Consider the following 17,703-nt stretch of genomic DNA (forward strand, 5'->3'; position numbering starts at 1 on the left):
GGGCTCCCCCTGGCGCCCTTTGCAGCGGCCGGTTCCCGTACGGATGGAATGGTCTGCAACGATGTATGCCAGGAACAGCGGAACCACAAGAAGGAGCCACGATGGCGGTCACCATGAACGACGTAGCAAGGGCGGCGGGTGTCTCGCTGAAAACGGTGTCCAACGTCCTGAACGACTACGAGTTCATCCGTCCCGCAACCAAGCAGCGGGTCCAGGACGCCATCGCCGAACTGGGGTATGAAGCCAACCTGACGGCCCGCAGCCTCCGCTCCGGCAAGACACGCATGCTGGGCCTGGTCCTGTCAGACCTCTCCGCGCCCTACTACGCGGAGCTCGCTTCCCGGCTGATGAAGGCTGCTTCACAGCGGGGCTACCGGGTACTTGTGGAGCAGTCGGACGCAGTGGCGGAGGTGGAACTGAACGCCCTGCAGGGGCCGTTCCGTCAGCTGACCGATGGCCTGCTGTTCACACCGCTGATGATCGACGCCGATGCCATCGCAGCACGCCTGGGCAAGAAACCCCTGGTTATGCTGGGCGAACACATCCTGGATCCCCGGTTCGACCTCGTCACCATGAAGAACGAGGAAGCGGCGGCTGCCCTGACCGCCCACCTCCTGGCGGCCGGCCGCCGTCGGATCGCTGTGGTCGGTGCCCGCCCGGAGGAGTCCACGGGGAGTCCCGGCCTGCGCCTCAACGGCTACCGGAGGGCGCTGGAGCAGGCCGGGGTCCCGTTCGATCCGGTACTGATCGCACCGTGCGAGTGGCGCCGGGACAACGGCGCGGCTGCCGTCGCCGGGCTCATGGAGAAAGGCGTGGAGTTTGACGCCGTCTTCGGCCTCAACGACGTTCTCGCGTTGGGCGCCATGCATGAACTGCTGATCCGCGGCGTCCGGGTGCCGGATGAGGTGGCCGTGGCAGGCTTTGACGACATCGACGAGGCCCGGTTTGCGTCGCCGTCCCTCACCACAGTCTCGCCAGGCATGGAGGAGATCGCCCAGCGCTCCATCGCCCTGCTGCTCGACCGCATCGAGGGCCAGGAGACGGCCGGCGAGGGCGTGCACGTGAAGGCGGGGTTCCAGCTGAAGGTCCGGGAATCCGCACCCTAGGTTTCGCCCGGCCGGCCTTCGGGTACCTTTCCCGCAGAGCTCAACGAGGGAAAGATGCCACATGATTGCACTTCTTGTCATCGACATGCAGAACGCGTACTTCGAGGCGCCGGAACTGGCGGCGCAACAGGAACAACTGGTTGCGTCCTGCAACAGGTTGCTCGAAGCCTTCAAGGCAAGCGGACACAAGGCGTTGATGGTGGGAACCGAGCACGAGCGGGACAAATCCACCTGGACCCTGAACATGCTTGACGATGACCAGGGCTTCATTTTCCGCGGCACTGAGCAGACCCGGGCCGTGCCGGGCCTCGCCATCGACGGCCTGCCCCAGCTGAACAAGACGCGTGACAGCGCTTTCGTTGGCACCAACCTGCTGTCGCGGCTGCGCAACTGGGGCGCTGACGAAGTGGTGCTTGCGGGAGTTTCCACCCACAACTGCATCGCCCAAACCGGCGCCGACGCCTTCGCACACAACATCCGGGTCACGTACGCAAAGGACGCGATGGGCTCGGAAGACAACCAGGACGCTAAGGACATGCTGCGCATCCTCTCCACCAGTTACCGCCAGCCGGTCCAGTCCACGGAAGAGATCCTGGCCCGGCTCAGCCGCTGAATCTCCCCACCTTTGAGGACGGACGACGGCGTGTCCCGGCGACGCGCCGTCGTCCTCGCCTTTCCGGCGTTGGGACGCGGGGAGATTCAGCGCGTTGTCCGGAGACCGGCGCTTATTACGGCGGGTGAGAGCCGCGCATAACAAACCTGAAACGTAGCGGAAACCTCCGCCCCCTACTGTGGGTCCCACGCCGTCCGCTGGCCGTCGAAGGGACTTTCATGCATCTGATGCCACGTGAGCAGGAAAAGCTCATGATCGTGGTGGCCGCCGACCTTGCCCGGCGACGCCAGGCCCGCGGACTCAAGCTTAACTATCCCGAAGCCGTGGCCATCATCAGCTACGAGCTGATCGAGGGCGCCCGGGACGGCCGTACAGTTGCTGACCTCATGAGCTACGGCACCACGCTGCTGCGCCGGGAAGACGTGATGGAAGGCGTGCCCGAGATGATCCACGACGTGCAGATTGAGGCAACCTTCCTGGACGGCACCAAGCTCGTCACCGTCCACGATCCCATCCGCTGAAGGGCAGGCCATGATTCCAGGAGAGTACGTCCTCAGGCCGGAACCGGTGACGGCGAACGCCGGGCGGGAGGCGATCGACGCCGTCGTGGTTAACACCGGTGACCGGCCCGTGCAGGTGGGGTCGCACTTCCACTTCGCCGAAGCGAACGCGGCCCTGACGTTCGACCGCGACGCCGCTTACGGCCGGCGGCTGGACATTCCCGCCGGCACCGCGGCGCGCTTCGAGCCAGGGGACTCCCGGAACGTGCGGCTGATCGAACTGGCCGGCGCCCGCGAAGTGTACGGGCTGGGCAACGCCGTCAACGGTCCACTGACAGAGGTCACAGGGTCCGCAGGCACACGGTACGAAGAGAAGGAGGGCGGCAAGTGAGTTTCCAGATTCCCCGCCGGCAGTACGCCGACCTGTACGGCCCGACGGCGGGTGACGCCATCCGCCTGGCCGATACCGACCTGTTCCTCGAGATCGAGAAGGACCTTACCGTCTACGGCGAGGAGGTGGTGTTCGGCGGCGGCAAGGTGATCCGGGACGGAATGGGCCAGAACGGCCAGGTGACACGGGCCGGTGTTGGTTCCGGCGGTGTTGGTTCCGGCGGCGGAGTGCCGGACACCGTCATCACCAACGCCGTAATCCTGGACTACACAGGCATCTACAAGGCTGATGTGGCCATCAGGGATGGACACATCTACAAAATCGGCAAAGCCGGCAACCCGCAGATCACCGACGGCGTGGACATAGTGATCGGGGCGAGCACGGAAATCATCGCCGGCGAGCGCAAGATCCTCACCGCCGGGGGAGTGGACACCCACATCCACTTCATCTCCCCGGACCAGATTCCCGCGGCACTGACCAGCGGCATCACCACCATGATCGGCGGCGGCACCGGCCCGGCCGAAGGCACCAAGGCCACCACAGTGACGCCCGGAAAGTGGCACATCCAGCGGATGCTGCAGGCGGCCGAGGGCTTCCCCATGAACATCGGGCTGTTCGGCAAGGGCCATGCGTCCGCCGTCGAACCCCTGGCTGAGCAGATCCGCGCAGGTGCCATCGGCCTTAAGGTCCACGAGGACTGGGGGTCCACCACGTCGTCCATCGACATGTCCCTGACCGTCGCCGACGAATACGACGTCCAGGTTGCCATCCACACTGACACCCTGAACGAGTGCGGCTTTGTAGAGGACACCATCAGCGCCATCAACGGCCGTGTCATCCACACCTTCCATACCGAGGGCGCCGGCGGCGGGCATGCCCCGGACATCATCAAGATCGCCGGGATGCCCAACGTCCTGCCCGCCTCGACCAACCCCACGCTGCCTTACACGCTCAACACCATCGAAGAGCACCTGGACATGCTGATGGTGTGCCACCACCTCAACCCGGACATCCCCGAAGACGTCGCATTCGCTGACTCGCGCATCCGGGCGGAGACCATCGCCGCCGAGGACGTGCTGCAGGACCTCGGCATCTTCTCCATCACCTCCTCCGACTCCCAGGCGATGGGCAGGGTTGGCGAGGTAATCACCCGCACCTGGCAGGTGGCGGACAAGATGAAGAAACAGCGCGGCGTGCTCATGGACCCCCGTGCCGGCAGCGCTGCCGGCGTCCACGGCTCAGCGCAGGGTTTGGGTTCGGGAAGCGACAACTTCCGCCTCAAGCGCTACGTGGCCAAGTACACGATCAACCCGGCGATCGCGCAGGGGATTGCGGACTCGGTGGGCTCGGTGGAGGTGGGCAAGTTCGCGGACCTCGTGTTGTGGGACCCGGCCTTCTTCGGCGTCAAGCCGGAGCTGGTGCTTAAGGGCGGCCAGATCGCCTATGCATTGATGGGGGATGCGAACGCCTCCATTCCCACCCCGCAGCCGCGCACCATGCGCCCGATGTTCGCCGCGTTCGGGAAGGCCCTTCAGCAGTCCTCCATAACGTTCCTGTCCCAGGCAGCGATCGACGCCGGTGTTCCCCACGAACTGGGTTTGGAGAAGGTCATCCGGCCCGTCTCGGGAATCCGGACCCTGACCAAGGCCGACCTGAAATACAACGACGCCACCCCGGACATCCAGGTGGACCCGGAAACGTACCAGGTGACGGTCGACGGCGAGGACGTTACCTGCGAGCCGTCCGACGTGCTGCCCATGGCCCAGCGCTACTTCCTCTTCTAACTTCCACTGGAGCCCGACGTGATCATCGACAAAGTCCTCGGCAACCTGCACGAACTGCCGGATCCGCACGCGTACGCCAACCTGCACCAGGAGAAAGTGGTGCTGCCCAGCGCCCAGCTGGTCAAGCGCATCCAGCGCGCCACCACGGACCATGGCAAGGAGATCGGCATCCGGCTCACGTCCGGGGCGGGCGACTTGCGCGACGGCGACATCCTGCACGTGGCCGACTCCAACATGATCGTTGTATCCGTGCTCCCCACCGACGTCCTGGTGATCGCGCCCCGGACCATCCACGAGATGGGCGTCGTGGCCCATTCCCTCGGCAACCGGCACTTGCAGGCACAGTTTTTCGACTCTGCTTCGGAGTATGGGGCCGGCGTCATGGTGTGCGCCTACGACCACACCGTCGAGGACTACCTTCGCCACGCCGCCGTGCCCTACTCCCGCCAGGAACGCGTTATGCCTGTGCCTTTCCGCCATGCTGAGCACTCGCACTAGTAGTCCTGGCACCACGCTGCGCGCCCCACGGGATGTGCTGGCTGGGTGCGCCGCCCCGGATTGGGGGCCGTGCCCGTCCCCTGGCGCTCCCAACCCTCGCAAGCTCGGGTCGGGGCCCGCGCGCCAGTGGGCCCCCCGCGCGGCCCGCCACGCCGCGGCCCCCAATCCGGGGCGTCGCTTTGCTCCGTCGCGTTGGGCGGCAGAGCAGTGAGCAACTACCAGCTTGCTTTACAGCAACTCGTTGACTCAGCGCTTCCTACCGGGGCCTTTGCGCACTCTCTTGGATTTGAGGCGTACATCGAGCGGGGGGTCATTTTTGATGAGGGGTCCTTTCGAATGTGGCTCGGTGCCTTTATCGGACAGCAGTTGACCTACTCGGATGGGTTGGCTGTTCGGTTCCTTTATGAGGATGCTGATGTTCTTGAACTCGATGGCCTGTTGTCCGCGTCTTTGTTGCCGCGGCAGGTTCGGGAGGCCAGCGTCAAGATGGGGCTTCGGTTGCTTGAAATTGGGGCGGAGGTCTTTCCCTCGGCTGAGCTGGGACTGTACCGGGACCTGGTGAGTGGGAGCCGTGCCGCCGGGCATCAGCCGCTCGCTTTCGCCGTCGTCGCCCGCTCACTGGGCGTGCCGCTCAACGAGGCGCTCGCCGCCTACCTTTTCGCAGCCGTCACGTCCCTGACGCAGAACGCCGTCCGCGCCATCCCGCTGGGCCAGAACGCCGGCCAGAGGCTGCTCCGGCAAGCGGCCGACGACGTTGCTGCCGCCGTCGAACGCGTCCCGCGCCTGTCATTGGATGACTTCGGGGCAGTCACCCCCGGACTGGAAATTTCACAAATGCGGCACGAGCACCAACGTGCCCGGATGTTTATGAGCTAACTGCGTTTTTTACTCAGGAGGACAGAATGACTGAACCGATTAAGATCGGCATCGGCGGACCCGTCGGCGCCGGCAAAACCCAGCTGGTGGAGCGGCTCACCCGGCACATGAGCGGCGACATCTCCATGGCCGCCATCACCAATGACATCTACACCATCGAGGACGCCAAAATCCTGGCCGCCAACGGCATCCTCCCCGTGGACCGGATCATCGGCGTCGAAACCGGCGGCTGCCCGCACACCGCCATCCGCGAAGATACCTCCATGAACACCGCCGCCATCGAGGAACTCAAAGCCCGGCACCCGGACCTGCAGGTCATCTTCGTCGAATCCGGCGGCGACAACCTCTCCGCCACCTTCAGCCCCGAACTCGTGGACTTCTCCATCTACATCATCGACGTAGCCCAAGGCGAGAAAATCCCCCGCAAAGCAGGCCAGGGCATGATCAAGTCCGACCTCTTCATCATCAACAAAACCGACCTCGCCCCCCACGTCGGAGCGGACCTCGCCGTCATGGAACGGGATTCAAAGGAGTTCCGCGGTGCAAAGCCCTTCTGCTTCACGAACCTTAAGACCGACGAAGGACTCGACAAGGTCATCGATTGGATCCGTCACGACGTTCTGATGCTCGACCTGGCTCAATGACGACGACGGCGGCCCCCTTGAGTGCGGCCGGCTCCGCCGCCTCTGCGGTTGAGTCACCTCGCGGAGTGCTGGAGCTAGTCATCACTGAGCGTGGGAAGCGTTCCATTGCGTCCCGGCAGTTTCATGAGGGTGCCCTTCGTGTAATGCGGCCGCATTATCTGGATGACTCCGGGCAGGTCTGTTACGTCGTTGTTAATCCTGGCGGCGCTTATCTCGGGGCGGATCTCTTTGTGCTGGATGTGGAAGTCGGGGACGGCGCTGATCTGTTGTTGACCACTCAGTCCGCTACTAAGGTGTACCGGACTCCGGGGTCTTTTGCTGAGCAGCGGATAGCTGTTCGGCTGGGGGAGGGGGCCCGGCTGGAGCTTATGCCTGACCAACTCATCGCCTACCGGGAGGCCAGCTACCGGCAACGGACGCACGTGACTCTCCGGCCGTCGTCCTCCCTGGTCATGGCGGAAGTGGTGACTCCTGGCTGGTCGCCGGACGGGGCCGCCTTCCGGTACGAGGAACTGCGGCTGCGGAACGACATCCAGGTCGAAACAGACGAAGGAAGCCAGTTGCTGGCGCTGGACAACCTGCTCATCCGGCCGCCGTCGGGGGATGTTACCGGGACGGGGTTCATGGAGGGCTTCAGCCACCTGGGTTCGCTGATCGTGGTGGACGCCCGGGTGGACCAGGCGCTCGCCGATGAGCTCCACAGCATCACGTCGGCGCGCGATGCCTTGACCGGAATCTCGCTGACCCGCAGCGTTGCAGGGACCACCGGGCTGGTCCTGCGGTCACTGTCGAACAGCACAGGGGAAGTGAACCTCCTCCTTGGCGCCTGCACCTCCCTCCTCCGGGAGCGGTGGCATGGGCAGGAACCACTGAACCTGAGGAAGCACTGATGACAGCCGTCACCAGCATCACCGCCCTGTACCGCGGGCGGGATGCCTTGCCGCTGCGGACCCGTCTGCTGTGGATGTTCGGTGCGGTGGCCGCCCTGCACGCCGCCGCCGTCGTACTTCTGCTCGCCGGCGGAGCAGGCAACACAGGGGGAACGGGTGCCCAGGCCCTCACCGGGGGCCTGGCCCTGACGGCCTATCTCGCGGGTGTAAAGCACAGTTACGACTGGGACCACCTTGCGGCTATCGACAACTCCACGCGCAAGTTCGTGGCACAGCGGCAGGACCCGGTGAGTGTCGGGTTCGCGTTCAGCCTAGGCCACAGCTCCGTTGTCACCCTGGCCGGTGTGCTGGTCATCGCCGGCGCCGCCGCCGTGGGGGAGTTTATGCAGGACGGATCCACCGGCAACCTGGTGCTCGGACTGATCGGCAGCGGCGTTTCCGGCCTTTTCCTGCTGGCCATGGGCCTCTTCAACGGGTCGGCCTTCGCCCGCGCTGCGCAGGCCTACCGCAGGGCTCGGTCCGGCGAGGCGATTGATCCCCAGGATCTCAAACCCACAGGACTGGTGGCGCGGCTGCTGGCCCGGCCGCTGGCCAAGGTGCGGCGGCCGCGGAACATCTACGCGATCGGTTTCCTGTTCGGGCTGGGCTTTGACACCGCCACCACCATCGGCCTGCTCATGCTGACGACGGCGGCGTCGCTGGCCGGGGTGCCGCCTATCGCCCTCCTGGCGCTGCCGCTGGCGTTCACCGCCGCCATGACCCTGTGCGATTCCCTGAACGGGATGGCCATGATGCGGATGTACCGTTCGGCGCTTGATGACCCGCAGCGGAAGCTCGGTTTCAACGCCCTGGTGACAGGTATCTCGGCGGTCTCCGCGCTGTTCATCGCGGTGATCACGCTGGGCGGCTTCGTCAACGCCGCCTTCGCGCTGGACGACCCCCTGACCGTGTGGCTGGGATCGGTAGACCTGGGAGACGCCGGCCTGCTCCTGGTGGCGCTGCTGCTGGCGGTGTGGGCTGTGGCTGCCGTGAAAGTGCGGCTCGGATGCGGACCGCGGCACTAAGAAGGGGCGACGCGGGGGCTGCCCGGGCGGGATTCAGGGCGGGCGGTCGTGCCCAGGAGCAGGTCAGGCAGGCACCACCCCGGCGGCCGGGCGGGTCAAGCCGCCATCCGGCCCCTGCCCTTCCGGTGCCCACGGTTCTTCGCCTGGTCCCGAACAGCTGCCTTCGAACCCAACAGCACCTGCCCGCCGTCGGGAACCCTGCTGTCCGCGTGCAGGTGCACCCCGTGCTCGATGAGGACGCTTGAGCCGATGCGTGAATGGCTGCCGATGTGCACACGGTTTCCGATCACAGCGCCCCGGCCTATCCGCACACCATCGCCGATCACGGCCCGGTCACCGATGGTGGCATCCCGGTCGATCCAGCTGCCGTGGCCAATCCTGCAACCCGAGCCGATCCGGGCGCCGTACTCCACATAGGTCATCGGGCCGATGTGTGAGCTTTCGGCCGCTGTGGCACCGGGAGCGATGAGGCCGCCGCCATTGGCGTGGCGGGCGTAGCGGGTGACCTTCCCGGCGTCGTCTTCAACTGATACAAACTTCGCGTTCATTCAATCCCTCGTTAACGGCGGCGGCCTTTTCAGCCGCACATTCAGTTAACGGTTCGGAACTCAAAGGGATTCCCGGGAACCGGGACGGGAACGCCGGGGCCGCCTGTGAAGCCCGTGCCTCAGGCCACAAGGTTGGCTGCGGCGGTGTCCATGTGGGCGCGGATGGTCTTCCGGGCGAGTGATGCGTCGCCTGTTTCAATGGCCGCCACAATGTCACGATGCCGGTCAACACTCATGTTCTTAACGCCCTTTTCCAGGCCGCCGAACATGATGGACATCCGGATTGACCCTTCCAAGGACTCCCAGGAGTGAAGCAGGGTTTCATTGCCGGTCAACCGGCAAAGAGTGCGGTGGAATTCCATGTCGGATTCAATCCGCTCTTCCAGGGACAAATCCTGGGCTGCTTCCATGACGTCAATGGTCCGGCGCAGGGACTGGATAGCGTGGGCTCGGTCCGGGAGTTCGCAGAGGGTGCGCGCAGCCAAGGATTCGAGGGCTGCACGTACAGCGAAGATGTCCCGGATTTCCTTTTCATCCAGGTGCCGGACTGACAGCCTGCCGCGGGGCCCTGCGGACAACAGCCCCTCCTGTTCAAGCTGGCGCAGAGCCTCGCGGAGCGTTCCCCGGCTGATCTGCAGCATCTCGGAAAGTTCTGTCTCCACCAGGTGCCGCCCGGGTGCGAGTTCACCGCTGGTGATGGCGGTCCTCAGCGCTGAGAGTGCCTGCTCACGCAGGCTCTTCTTTTGCAGTCCCAGCAGCGGGGCTGTGAGTCCGGCCATGGCGTCTGTCCTCGATGTTGTAAGTCGACTGTTTACAGTCGGTCGTAGTTCCGATAGTACGGCAGAAAGCACGGCACCGTGCAGGACCGGTACCGTGCTTCCCGCATTCGCCGGAGCCGTGCTAGCCGAGCTCTGCGAGCACCTTTGCCACGATGCGGTCCACGGCCAAACCGTAGCGGTCGTGGAGGGTGGGCAGTGCCCCGGCGTCGAGGAACTGATCCGGGAGTGCGACGGGAACTACGCGCTTTCCCACGCCCGCCGTGACGACGGCGGAGGCTACCGTTTCGAACAAGCCGCCCACAACAGAGTGGTTCTCCAGCGTTACGGCCAGGCGGTCGGTGTTGATTTCGGCGAGAACGGTGTCGGCATCGAACGGCTTAATGGTGGGGGTATGCACGACGGCGACGTCCACGTTGTGCGCCGCGAGGGCCTTGGCTGCCTGCAGGGCGCGCATGGTCATCAGGCCGGAGGAAATGAACACAACGTCATTGCCGCCGCGCAGCACCTTGGCCTTGCCGAGTTCAAACGTGTAGTCGTATTCGTCCAACACGGTGGGGACATTGCCCCGCAGCAGGCGCAGGTAGGTGGGTCCCTCGGATGCTGCGAGCTGGGGGACGGCCTGTTCGATGTCGATCGAGTCGCAGGGGTCAACGATGGTCAGGTTGGGCATTCCGCGGAAAATGGCCATGTCCTCCGTGGCCTGGTGGCTGGGGCCGTACCCGGTGGTCAGGCCGGGCAGGCCCCCCACGATGTTCACGTTCAGGTTCGGCTCAGCCGCGTCCAGGCAAAGGAAGTCGTAGGCGCGGCGGGCGGCGAACACCGAGTACGTGGACGCGAACGGGACCAGTCCGGTTTCGGCGAGCCCTGCGGCGGCGCCGAAGAGCAGCTGTTCGGCCATGCCCATCTGGAAGAACCGCTCCGGGAAGGCTTTGGCGAAGATGTGCATGTCAGTGTACTTGCCCAGGTCAGCCGTGAGGCCAACAATCTTGTCGTTCTCCTGCGCGGCCTTCACCAGCGCGTGCCCGAACGGTGCCGAGGAGGTCTTCTGGCCCGGATCAGCGAAAGACGCGATCATGGCCGAGGTCTTCAGCTTGGGCTTTGCGGCGGTTGTTGTGTCGGGGGCCTCGGTGGTGGTGCTCATGCTGAAGCCTTTCCTTCGAAACCGGCGGTGAGCTGCTCGCGGCAGGTCTGCCATTCGTGTTCTTCGATGCGCATGAAGTGCGCCTTTTCGCGGTCCTCCAGCAGCGGTACGCCGCGGCCCACCTTCGTGTCGCACAGGATTACCGAGGGGCGTCCGACGGCGGCGGCCTGGGCCGCTGCGTTGTCGAACGCTTCCAGCAGGGCAGCGACGTGGTTCCCGTCCACGCGCTGCGTGTACCAACCGAAGGATTCCCACTTTTCCGTGATCGGCTCGGTACGCAGCACGGAGTCCGTCTTGCCGTCGGCCTGCAGGGCGTTGATGTCCACCATGGCGGTCAGGTTGCCCAGCTGGTGGTGGTGCGCGCCCATGGCCGCCTCCCAGGTGGAGCCCTCGTCCAGCTCGCCGTCGGAAAGGAAGTTGAACACCCTCGATTCCGAGCCCTGGTAGCGGAGTCCCAGCGCCATGCCCACCGCGATGGTCAGGCCATGGCCCAGGGAGCCGCCGGAGATTTCCATACCGGGTGTGTAGGTGGACATCCCGGACATCGGCAGGCGGGAATCGTCCGAGCCGTAGGTTTCCAGTTCTTCCACCGGGACAATCCCGGCTTCGGCGAGGGCGGCGTAGTGGCCGATGGCGTAGTGGCCGGTGGAGAGCAGGAACCGGTCCCGCGCCTCCCAGTGCGGATCGTCAGCACGGAAGTTCAGCTGATCTCCATAAACTGTGGCGAGCATGTCCGCAGCGCCGAGGGCCTGGCCAACATAGCCCTGGCCCTGGACCTCGCCCATGTTCAGGGCGTGGTGCCGGATGCGGTAGGCAGCAGCGCTGATTTTAGTGATGCGGTCCTGCGCGACGCCGGTGGAGGTCACCCCGTTCCGGGCTGTCTGGTCCTGGACAGTAACTGTCGGCATTGCTTGCTCCGTCTTCGTTTCGTGTGTGGCAGTCATTAGACGCTCACCGTGTTGGGGGTGCTTTTGGTGGCTTCGTCAGCCAGTTCGCGTTCCCGCTTGCCCCAGGTTTCCCGGGTGACGATTGCTGCCCAGAAGCCAATGGCTGCGTAGAAGCTGAAGAGGAGGGCGGGGCCCATCCAGCCGAGGGCCACGAACAACAGGGTGGTGACGAAGGGGGTGAATCCGGAGACCATGGCCGAGATCTGGTAGGCCAGCGAGGCTCCGGAGGAGCGGGTCTTGGCCTGGAACAGTTCGGGGAACCACGGACCCTGCGCGCCGGCAAGCGAGTTCTGGCAGACAGCGTAGGAGATGACGATGGTGGCGATGACGAAGATGAACAATCCGGTATTCACCAGCAGGAACATTGGGATGCCGAACAGTGCGGCGAAGGCGCAGGACCAGACGTAGAGGGGCCTGCGGCCGACCTTATCGGTGAGGCGGGCCCACGCCATGGTGGCGAAGATTCCAATGAACGAGGCGATGCAGAGGGCCACCAGCGTTTCGGTCTTGTCCGCCAGTTGCTGCGTGTGGAGGTAGGAAATCATGTAGGTGATGGACACTGCATAGCCCGCGGTCTCGGCGATCCGCAGGCCGATGCCACGGACAATGCTGCGCCAGTCGGTCTTGATGACCTCGATGATGGGGTTCTTGACGATTGCGCCGCTTTCCTTGACCTCATCGAAGACCGGTGACTCAGGAACTTTGGAGCGGATGATCAGGCCGACAGCGACAAGCACGATGCTCGCCAGGAAGGGCACGCGCCAGGCGAGTTCGCCGCCGAGGTTGACGCTGACCAGGAAGACCAGGTTGGCCAGCAGGAGGCCTACGGGGAAACCGGCCTGGACGATGCCGGTGTATTTGCCCTTGGATTTCCAGGGAGCGTGTTCGTAGCTCATAAGGATGGCACCGCCCCATTCGGCGCCGAACGCCAGGCCCTGGACTACGCGGACGAAGACCAGCAGGGCAGGAGCGAGCAACCCGACCTGCTCGTACGTGGGCAAGAGGCCGATGAGGAACGTGGCAACGCCCATGAGGATCAGGGAGGCCACCAGGACGGGCTTTCGGCCCACCTTGTCGCCGAGGTGCCCGCCTATGATGCCGCCCAGGGGGCGGGCAGCGAAGCCGACGCCCAGGGTGGCAAATGCAGCCAGGGTGCCGGTAACAGGATCCCCGGTGGGAAAGAATGCGGTCCCGAAGTACAGCGCAGCCGCGGTGCCGAAACCGATGAAGTCATACGTCTCAATCACAGCGCCCACACCGGAGCCAATGGCAACGCGCTTGGCGTCCTTGGTGCCGTGCACGTGGCCGCGCATCTTCAGAGCTTCATTGCTCATGGTGGTTCCTTTCGGAAAGCGGCTTATGGGGGATGAGCCGCTGTCGACGGTTAACAAATGATAGATCCAGTGTGATGCCGGTCATGTGTAATGTCAACAGTCAACTTTGAAGGTTGACTGTTGACACTCGAACCGAATACTGTGGTCCCAGTCACTTTGACCAAGTTTCACCGACGCACGCACTCATTGATCCAAGGGAGCATCATGACCACCATCCAGCGCACTGCCGTCCTCACCGGAGCAACTTCGGACCGGGGCATTGGCATCACCACTGCCCGCCGCTACGCACGCGAAGGCTGGGGCATCGTCGTCCTGGACCTCGACGGCGAGAAGTCGGCAAAGGTGGCAGCCGACATCGGCAACGAGTTCAACGTCCCCGCCTTCGGCCATGAGATCGACGTCGCCAACGAAGCCTCGGTCACAGCCGCCCAGGCAGCCGTCACTGCTGAGGTGGCCGCCGGCAATTTGCCGCCCGTGGGTGCCCTCGCCAACATCGCCGGTATCACCTCCCCGCTCCCGTTCCTCGAAACCACCCTGGAGCTGTGGCACAAGGTGATGGACGTCAACGCAACAGGCACCTACCTGGTCACCAAGGCGTTCCTGCCGGACATGATCGACAACGGCTGGGGCCGGATTATCAACATGTCCTCCGTCTCTGCCCAGCGCGGCGGTGGCGTGTTCGGGAAAGTCCCGTACTCCGCAGCAAAGGCGGCCATCCTGGGGTTCACCAAGGCCCTCGCCCGCGAACTGGGGACCACCGGCGTGACGGTCAACGCAATCACCCCGGGCGCCGTAGACACCAACATCCGGGTGGGCAGCACGCAAGAGCAGGAAGCCGCAATCAACGCCGGAATTCCGCTGGGCCGCAACGCCACCACGGAAGAAGTGGCTGCCGTCATCACCTTCCTTTCCTCGGAGGACTCGGCCTACCTCACCGGCACCACCATCGATATCAACGGCGGAAGCCACCTCCACTAACGGAGCCAGCGGCAAAGCCTGGCTGGAGAAAAGGCGGATTGGGGTAACGCGATGAAGCCGTATCGCTACCATGACTGGATCCGGCTCATCGGGACACCGGTGGAGGTTCGAAAGGACTTCGAAATTGTGCGCACCGGTGTGGTCGATGATGCTATGGCGGATTCGTCAGCCCTGTGGTTGGCGGCCGACGCAGGAGGGGGCCGGGCACTTTTTGCTGCCGCGGAGGGTTACGAGGTGTGGGTCCGGCCGAGGGAACTGGGTGGGAAGCTCTGTTTCAAGATGGCAGCCGTCCAACTCTCGGGGTCCGGGCAAGGGCGCGGGTCCCTATAAGCCAGCGAAGGGGTGGGCTTCCCTCCGCACGGTTCCTACACTTGGGTGATGATCACAGTAACCGGAAGTGTGGAAACCAAGCTGCCCGCCGAACAGGCCTTTGCCTACATGCGGGAGTTCGAAAACACGAGCGAGTGGGACCCCAGCACCCCGGTGATGGACAAGCTGACCCCAGGGCCTGTGGCTCTGGGGCACAGGTACCACGCCGAGTCGGAGTTCCGGGGCAAACGGCAGACCCTTGAATACGAGGTCATCGAGCTGACGGAGAACCACATCAAGCTCCGCGGCGAGAACAAAACGGTCACGGCTTTTGACTCGATCGATGTGAGCTCCAACGGTGCGGGTTCGGTGGTCAAGTACACGGCGGAGTTCAGCATCAAGGGCCCGGCCAAGATCATCCAGCCACTGCTGAAACCGGCCTTCATGTCACTGCGCGACCCCGCGCTGAACGGGATTAGGGACACGCTCAACTCCCGTGCCGGAGTATAGCGAAAGCGCCCCGGACCATAACCAAAGCGCCCCGGGCGATGAACGGAGCGGGTCAATCGCCGGAGGGGGCATTACAGTCCCGTAAGGCGGGAGCAAGCATCCCACAAACGCCGGCGGGCTTCGGGATCCGAGCCCATGCCCGGCGTCGGGAGTTCCTTCCGCTTCGCCCAAAGCTTCCCGGAAACCTCCGCTGTTTTCGGTGAGGTGGCAAGCCAAACCGCTGTGTCTGCCGCCTTTTCGGCCGGGGCACCAAAGGTGTTGGTGACCCAGCGGAACGGGCCCCCGACGTCCTGCAACAGCGCCGTGTTCTTGACGAGGCCGGGATGTACGGCGTTTGCCACCACGCCCGTGCCGCGCAGGCGCTCGCCGAACTCCTGTGTAAGGAGGACACGGGCAAGCATTGTGGGCGGCGTGGACCGAAGGTAGCTGTACTTGCCCTTCGCAGTCTGGAGGTCATCGAAGTTAAGCGTGGCGTTGCCGTACCTTGAAGCAACATTCACGATTCGTGCGGTAGAAGCCGCCGGACCAGGCGTGCCTGCGGTTCCGGTGTTTGCCTGCCCTGCACGCGCGGCGCGCTTGAGTGCGTCCAGCAGCAGATTTGTCAGCAGGAAGTAGGCCACCACATTCGTAGCGAAGGTCAGTTCCAGCCCGTCCGGAGTAACGTGGCGTTCCTTGCGGAAGACCCCTGCGGCGTTGACGAGCACATCCAGCCTGTCGTGGCGGGACAGGACGTCGGACGCTGCTCGCCGGATGGACGGCTGGGACGACAGGTCGCAGTCCAGCGGTTCGATCCTGCCATCCGGAACGAGCGCTCTGATGTCCGCTATCGCTGCCCCCACTCTGGCAGCTGAGCGTCCGACGACGACAACGGCAGCCCCCTCGCGTGCCAGGCCCGCGGCTACGGCTTTGCCCAGCCCGCCCGTCGCGCCAGTCACCAGCGCCAAGCGTCCATCCATTGTTCCCACCGCCGCCTCCTCAGCACCTCGGCCTTCCCGCCTCGGCCGTAGCTCCTTCGGTAGGAGCCCAGGAGCCCAAAAGCCGAAGACCCCAAGCGCCTTCAGGTTACGCCGTCCCCCGACCTCTTCCTACTGGCATCCGGGCAATGTTGAAAGCGTAGCTGGGTAGACTGAAGGAATGGCTTGGCCTCTATCGGAAGCGCGTGGACCGCGAGGAAGGACCGCGGGAGCGCGTGCTCGCCATCTTTGACGCCTACCTCGATCATGCCCGCTTTGCGTACCACCACGGATTCCGGGGGTGCGGGCTGCTCAACGCCGCCGCGGAACTGCCCGCAGGCAGCCCAGGGCGGACGGCGGTACGGCGGCACAAGGAAGAAGTTCAGGCCCTCCTCGCAGCGCACCTGGCGGAACTGCTCCCAGGCCAGGAAGAACGCCGTATGAGGCTGGCCAGCCACCTGGCCTTCCTCCTGGAAGGTGCCATGGTCCGTGCAGGACTCGAGGGCGGGGACGCCCGGCTCCTTGAAGGCCGAGCCATTGCCGCGCAGATGCTGGACGGGCTGTGACTGCTTCCGCCGGCCTGGCGTCCGGTCCGTTCTGGGGCGCTGTTTTTGTGCTCGCCGCATCGGTGCTGTGGGGCACCACAGGAACTGCTGCCACCTTTGCCCCCACCGTCAGCCCACTGGCCATCGGCGCGGTTGCGATGGGAGTTGGCGGTTTGCTGCAGGCTCTGTACGCGGCACATCACATCAGCGCGCAGTGGCGACTCCTAGTGAAGCGATGGCCGCTGGTGTCCCTTGGGGCGTTGGCGGTTGCGGTATATCCACTGGCCTTTTACAGCTCAATGCATCTTGCCGGCGTGGCCGTGGGAACGGTGGTGTCCATCGGCTCCGCCCCGGTGGCAGCGGCGGTCATTGAGCGCATTGTTGACCAAAAGCCGCTCACGCGCCGCTGGATGGTCGGGGCGCTGATCGCCGTGGGCGGCGCCGTGCTGTTGTCATTTGCCGGGCACCGACCCGACGGCGGCGGCGCAGGTACCGCTGCGGAGTCCTGGGCCAGCACGTCCTGGTCCAGCGCGGCGGGAATAGCACTGGGCCTGGTCGCAGGGACCACCTACGCCCTGTACTCGTGGGCGGCCCATCGCATCATCGGCGGTGGCGTGTCCTCCCGGGCCGCCATGGGGACAGTGTTTGGGGTGGGCGGTGTCCTGCTGATGCCTGTCCTCTTTCTCACCGGCCGCCCGCTCCTTGAGACCTGGACGAACTTCACCGTAGGGGCGTATATGGCGCTCGTGCCGATGTTTGCCGGGTACGTCCTGTTCGGGTGGGGCCTGGCGCGGGTGCGCGCCAGCACCGCCACGGGTCTTTCCTTGGTGGAAACTGTGGTGGCAGCGGTATTGGCTGTCCTGGTAGTGGGGGAACGGTTGCCGGCAGCGGGTTGGATCGGAGCCGCCACGGTCCTGGCGGGCCTGTTCTTCCTGGTCCCACGTGCTACACCGCAGGGGCAGCAGAGGCTGAACGGCCCAGGGCTATGTGGGCTGCCCGTAACGGCGGCGGCGCCCGAGGAGATGCTTACTCAGCGCGAGGTAAGCCCCCAAAGGCATCAGGAACAACCCCGAGACAGCCACACCGATGACCTGGCCGCTGACACCGGCGATGAAGAGCACAAGGCCGAGCAGGCCCGCGGCTGAGCCGTAGTAGAAGCCTGCACTGAACCGGCGTGAGGGGTAGCCGGACAGCAGTTCCATGGCGAGGTGGGGGTCGTCGGCGATCAACCCGAGCTCCAGCTCCTTGAGGAGCCTCCGCTCCTCTTCGGACATTGGCATTGGACGCCCTTGA

General features: G+C 64.8%; 20 protein-coding genes and 1 pseudogene. 14 read left to right on the forward strand and 7 right to left on the reverse strand.

Annotated features, from left to right (window positions below):
* The first annotated feature begins 101 nt into the window (after window positions 1-101).
* The 10 genes from AC5RUQ_RS03755 to AC5RUQ_RS03800 all read left to right on the forward strand — a co-directional run bounded on the left by AC5RUQ_RS03755 (window position 102) and on the right by AC5RUQ_RS03800 (window position 8,366).
* Window positions 102-1,106 carry a LacI family DNA-binding transcriptional regulator gene (locus AC5RUQ_RS03755; protein ID WP_493946051.1) on the forward strand — a complete coding sequence of 335 codons (1,005 nt, stop codon included), beginning with the start codon at window positions 102-104 and terminating at the stop codon, window positions 1,104-1,106.
* A 61-nt stretch (window positions 1,107-1,167) separates the two neighbouring features.
* Window positions 1,168-1,719, forward strand: coding sequence for a cysteine hydrolase family protein (locus tag AC5RUQ_RS03760; RefSeq protein WP_493946052.1), 552 nt, complete (start codon window positions 1,168-1,170; stop codon window positions 1,717-1,719).
* 218 nt (window positions 1,720-1,937) lie between these two features.
* Window positions 1,938-2,240, forward strand: a complete 303-nt coding sequence (locus AC5RUQ_RS03765; protein ID WP_493946053.1) for an urease subunit gamma — start codon at window positions 1,938-1,940, stop codon at window positions 2,238-2,240.
* Window positions 2,241-2,250: 10 nt separating this feature from the next.
* Window positions 2,251-2,610 carry an urease subunit beta gene (locus AC5RUQ_RS03770; RefSeq protein ID WP_493946055.1) on the forward strand — a complete coding sequence of 120 codons (360 nt, stop codon included), beginning with the start codon at window positions 2,251-2,253 and terminating at the stop codon, window positions 2,608-2,610.
* A complete protein-coding gene (gene ureC, locus AC5RUQ_RS03775) occupies window positions 2,607-4,394 on the forward strand; it encodes an urease subunit alpha (RefSeq protein WP_493946056.1) in 1,788 nt (595 codons plus the stop codon). Before AC5RUQ_RS03770 ends, ureC begins: the two co-directional genes overlap by 4 nt.
* An 18-nt stretch (window positions 4,395-4,412) precedes the next feature.
* Window positions 4,413-4,892 (forward strand): urease accessory protein UreE, encoded by a 480-nt coding sequence (gene ureE, locus AC5RUQ_RS03780; RefSeq protein ID WP_493946057.1) that lies wholly within the window; start codon window positions 4,413-4,415, stop codon window positions 4,890-4,892.
* A gap of 207 nt (window positions 4,893-5,099) precedes the next feature.
* A complete protein-coding gene (locus AC5RUQ_RS03785) occupies window positions 5,100-5,768 on the forward strand; it encodes an urease accessory protein UreF (RefSeq protein ID WP_493946058.1) in 669 nt (222 codons plus the stop codon).
* A gap of 26 nt (window positions 5,769-5,794) precedes the next feature.
* A complete protein-coding gene (gene ureG, locus AC5RUQ_RS03790) occupies window positions 5,795-6,412 on the forward strand; it encodes an urease accessory protein UreG (RefSeq protein ID WP_479773654.1) in 618 nt (205 codons plus the stop codon).
* Entirely contained in the window at window positions 6,409-7,302 is an 894-nt protein-coding gene (locus AC5RUQ_RS03795; protein ID WP_493946060.1) for an urease accessory protein UreD, read from the forward strand. Before ureG ends, AC5RUQ_RS03795 begins: the two co-directional genes overlap by 4 nt.
* The gene (locus AC5RUQ_RS03800) at window positions 7,302-8,366 is read left to right on the forward strand and encodes a HoxN/HupN/NixA family nickel/cobalt transporter (RefSeq protein WP_493946062.1); all 1,065 of its coding nucleotides are present in this window, start codon (window positions 7,302-7,304) and stop codon (window positions 8,364-8,366) included. The genes AC5RUQ_RS03795 and AC5RUQ_RS03800 overlap by 1 nt, the downstream gene beginning before the upstream one ends.
* A 95-nt stretch (window positions 8,367-8,461) precedes the next feature.
* Here the strand turns inward: AC5RUQ_RS03800 and AC5RUQ_RS03805 are convergent, their stop codons facing one another.
* The 5 genes from AC5RUQ_RS03805 to AC5RUQ_RS03825 form a co-directional block, all read right to left on the reverse strand.
* Window positions 8,462-8,914: a DapH/DapD/GlmU-related protein gene (locus AC5RUQ_RS03805; protein ID WP_493946064.1), complete on the reverse strand. Its 453-nt coding sequence runs from the start codon at window positions 8,912-8,914 to the stop codon at window positions 8,462-8,464.
* 119 nt (window positions 8,915-9,033) lie between these two features.
* On the reverse strand, window positions 9,034-9,693 hold the full coding sequence (locus tag AC5RUQ_RS03810) for a GntR family transcriptional regulator (protein WP_493946065.1): 660 nt from the start codon (window positions 9,691-9,693) through the stop codon (window positions 9,034-9,036).
* A 121-nt stretch (window positions 9,694-9,814) separates the two neighbouring features.
* Window positions 9,815-10,834 carry a transketolase family protein gene (locus AC5RUQ_RS03815; RefSeq protein WP_493946066.1) on the reverse strand — a complete coding sequence of 340 codons (1,020 nt, stop codon included), beginning with the start codon at window positions 10,832-10,834 and terminating at the stop codon, window positions 9,815-9,817.
* Entirely contained in the window at window positions 10,831-11,742 is a 912-nt protein-coding gene (locus tag AC5RUQ_RS03820; RefSeq protein ID WP_493946067.1) for a transketolase, read from the reverse strand. The genes AC5RUQ_RS03815 and AC5RUQ_RS03820 overlap by 4 nt, the downstream gene beginning before the upstream one ends.
* 35 nt (window positions 11,743-11,777) lie before the next feature.
* Entirely contained in the window at window positions 11,778-13,115 is a 1,338-nt protein-coding gene (locus AC5RUQ_RS03825) for an MFS transporter (RefSeq protein WP_493946069.1), read from the reverse strand.
* Between the two features lie 204 nt (window positions 13,116-13,319).
* Here AC5RUQ_RS03825 and AC5RUQ_RS03830 point away from each other — a divergent pair, with 204 nt between their 5' ends.
* Window positions 13,320-14,093, forward strand: coding sequence for an SDR family NAD(P)-dependent oxidoreductase (locus tag AC5RUQ_RS03830; protein ID WP_493946070.1), 774 nt, complete (start codon window positions 13,320-13,322; stop codon window positions 14,091-14,093).
* A 378-nt stretch (window positions 14,094-14,471) separates the two neighbouring features.
* On the forward strand, window positions 14,472-14,912 hold the full coding sequence (locus AC5RUQ_RS03835) for an SRPBCC family protein (protein ID WP_493946071.1): 441 nt from the start codon (window positions 14,472-14,474) through the stop codon (window positions 14,910-14,912).
* 71 nt (window positions 14,913-14,983) lie between these two features.
* On the opposite strand, the gene AC5RUQ_RS03840 is transcribed toward AC5RUQ_RS03835, so the two are convergent.
* The gene (locus AC5RUQ_RS03840; RefSeq protein WP_493946395.1) at window positions 14,984-15,868 is read right to left on the reverse strand and encodes an SDR family NAD(P)-dependent oxidoreductase; all 885 of its coding nucleotides are present in this window, start codon (window positions 15,866-15,868) and stop codon (window positions 14,984-14,986) included.
* A 203-nt stretch (window positions 15,869-16,071) separates the two neighbouring features.
* Between AC5RUQ_RS03840 and AC5RUQ_RS03845 the strand changes: the two genes are divergently transcribed.
* Both AC5RUQ_RS03845 and AC5RUQ_RS03850 read left to right on the forward strand, forming a co-directional pair.
* Window positions 16,072-16,431, forward strand: a complete 360-nt coding sequence (locus AC5RUQ_RS03845) for a hypothetical protein (RefSeq protein WP_493946072.1) — start codon at window positions 16,072-16,074, stop codon at window positions 16,429-16,431.
* Window positions 16,428-17,555 (forward strand): DMT family transporter, encoded by a 1,128-nt coding sequence (locus AC5RUQ_RS03850; protein WP_493946073.1) that lies wholly within the window; start codon window positions 16,428-16,430, stop codon window positions 17,553-17,555. The genes AC5RUQ_RS03845 and AC5RUQ_RS03850 overlap by 4 nt, the downstream gene beginning before the upstream one ends.
* Here the strand turns inward: AC5RUQ_RS03850 and AC5RUQ_RS03855 are convergent.
* Window positions 17,511-17,690, reverse strand: a pseudogene (locus tag AC5RUQ_RS03855) (DUF3040 domain-containing protein); the annotation flags it as partial. The gene AC5RUQ_RS03850 and the pseudogene AC5RUQ_RS03855 overlap by 45 nt on opposite strands.
* Window positions 17,691-17,703: the final 13 nt, after the last annotated feature.

Source organism: Arthrobacter sp. MDT2-3, assembly GCF_059090465.1.

Coding starts and splice junctions, on each gene's coding strand:
- AC5RUQ_RS03840 (WP_493946395.1), bottom strand. CDS start 15,868: ATGGATGGACGCTTGGCGCTGGTGACTGGCGCGACGGGCGGGCTGGGC.
- AC5RUQ_RS03760 (WP_493946052.1), top strand. CDS start 1,168: ATGATTGCACTTCTTGTCATCGACATGCAGAACGCGTACTTCGAGGCG.
- AC5RUQ_RS03825 (WP_493946069.1), bottom strand. CDS start 13,115: ATGAGCAATGAAGCTCTGAAGATGCGCGGCCACGTGCACGGCACCAAG.
- AC5RUQ_RS03820 (WP_493946067.1), bottom strand. CDS start 11,742: ATGCCGACAGTTACTGTCCAGGACCAGACAGCCCGGAACGGGGTGACC.
- AC5RUQ_RS03805 (WP_493946064.1), bottom strand. CDS start 8,914: ATGAACGCGAAGTTTGTATCAGTTGAAGACGACGCCGGGAAGGTCACC.
- AC5RUQ_RS03830 (WP_493946070.1), top strand. CDS start 13,320: ATGACCACCATCCAGCGCACTGCCGTCCTCACCGGAGCAACTTCGGAC.
- AC5RUQ_RS03815 (WP_493946066.1), bottom strand. CDS start 10,834: ATGAGCACCACCACCGAGGCCCCCGACACAACAACCGCCGCAAAGCCC.
- AC5RUQ_RS03810 (WP_493946065.1), bottom strand. CDS start 9,693: ATGGCCGGACTCACAGCCCCGCTGCTGGGACTGCAAAAGAAGAGCCTG.
- AC5RUQ_RS03765 (WP_493946053.1), top strand. CDS start 1,938: ATGCATCTGATGCCACGTGAGCAGGAAAAGCTCATGATCGTGGTGGCC.
- AC5RUQ_RS03755 (WP_493946051.1), top strand. CDS start 102: ATGGCGGTCACCATGAACGACGTAGCAAGGGCGGCGGGTGTCTCGCTG.
- AC5RUQ_RS03800 (WP_493946062.1), top strand. CDS start 7,302: ATGACAGCCGTCACCAGCATCACCGCCCTGTACCGCGGGCGGGATGCC.
- AC5RUQ_RS03835 (WP_493946071.1), top strand. CDS start 14,472: ATGATCACAGTAACCGGAAGTGTGGAAACCAAGCTGCCCGCCGAACAG.
- ureG (WP_479773654.1), top strand. CDS start 5,795: ATGACTGAACCGATTAAGATCGGCATCGGCGGACCCGTCGGCGCCGGC.
- AC5RUQ_RS03770 (WP_493946055.1), top strand. CDS start 2,251: ATGATTCCAGGAGAGTACGTCCTCAGGCCGGAACCGGTGACGGCGAAC.
- AC5RUQ_RS03795 (WP_493946060.1), top strand. CDS start 6,409: ATGACGACGACGGCGGCCCCCTTGAGTGCGGCCGGCTCCGCCGCCTCT.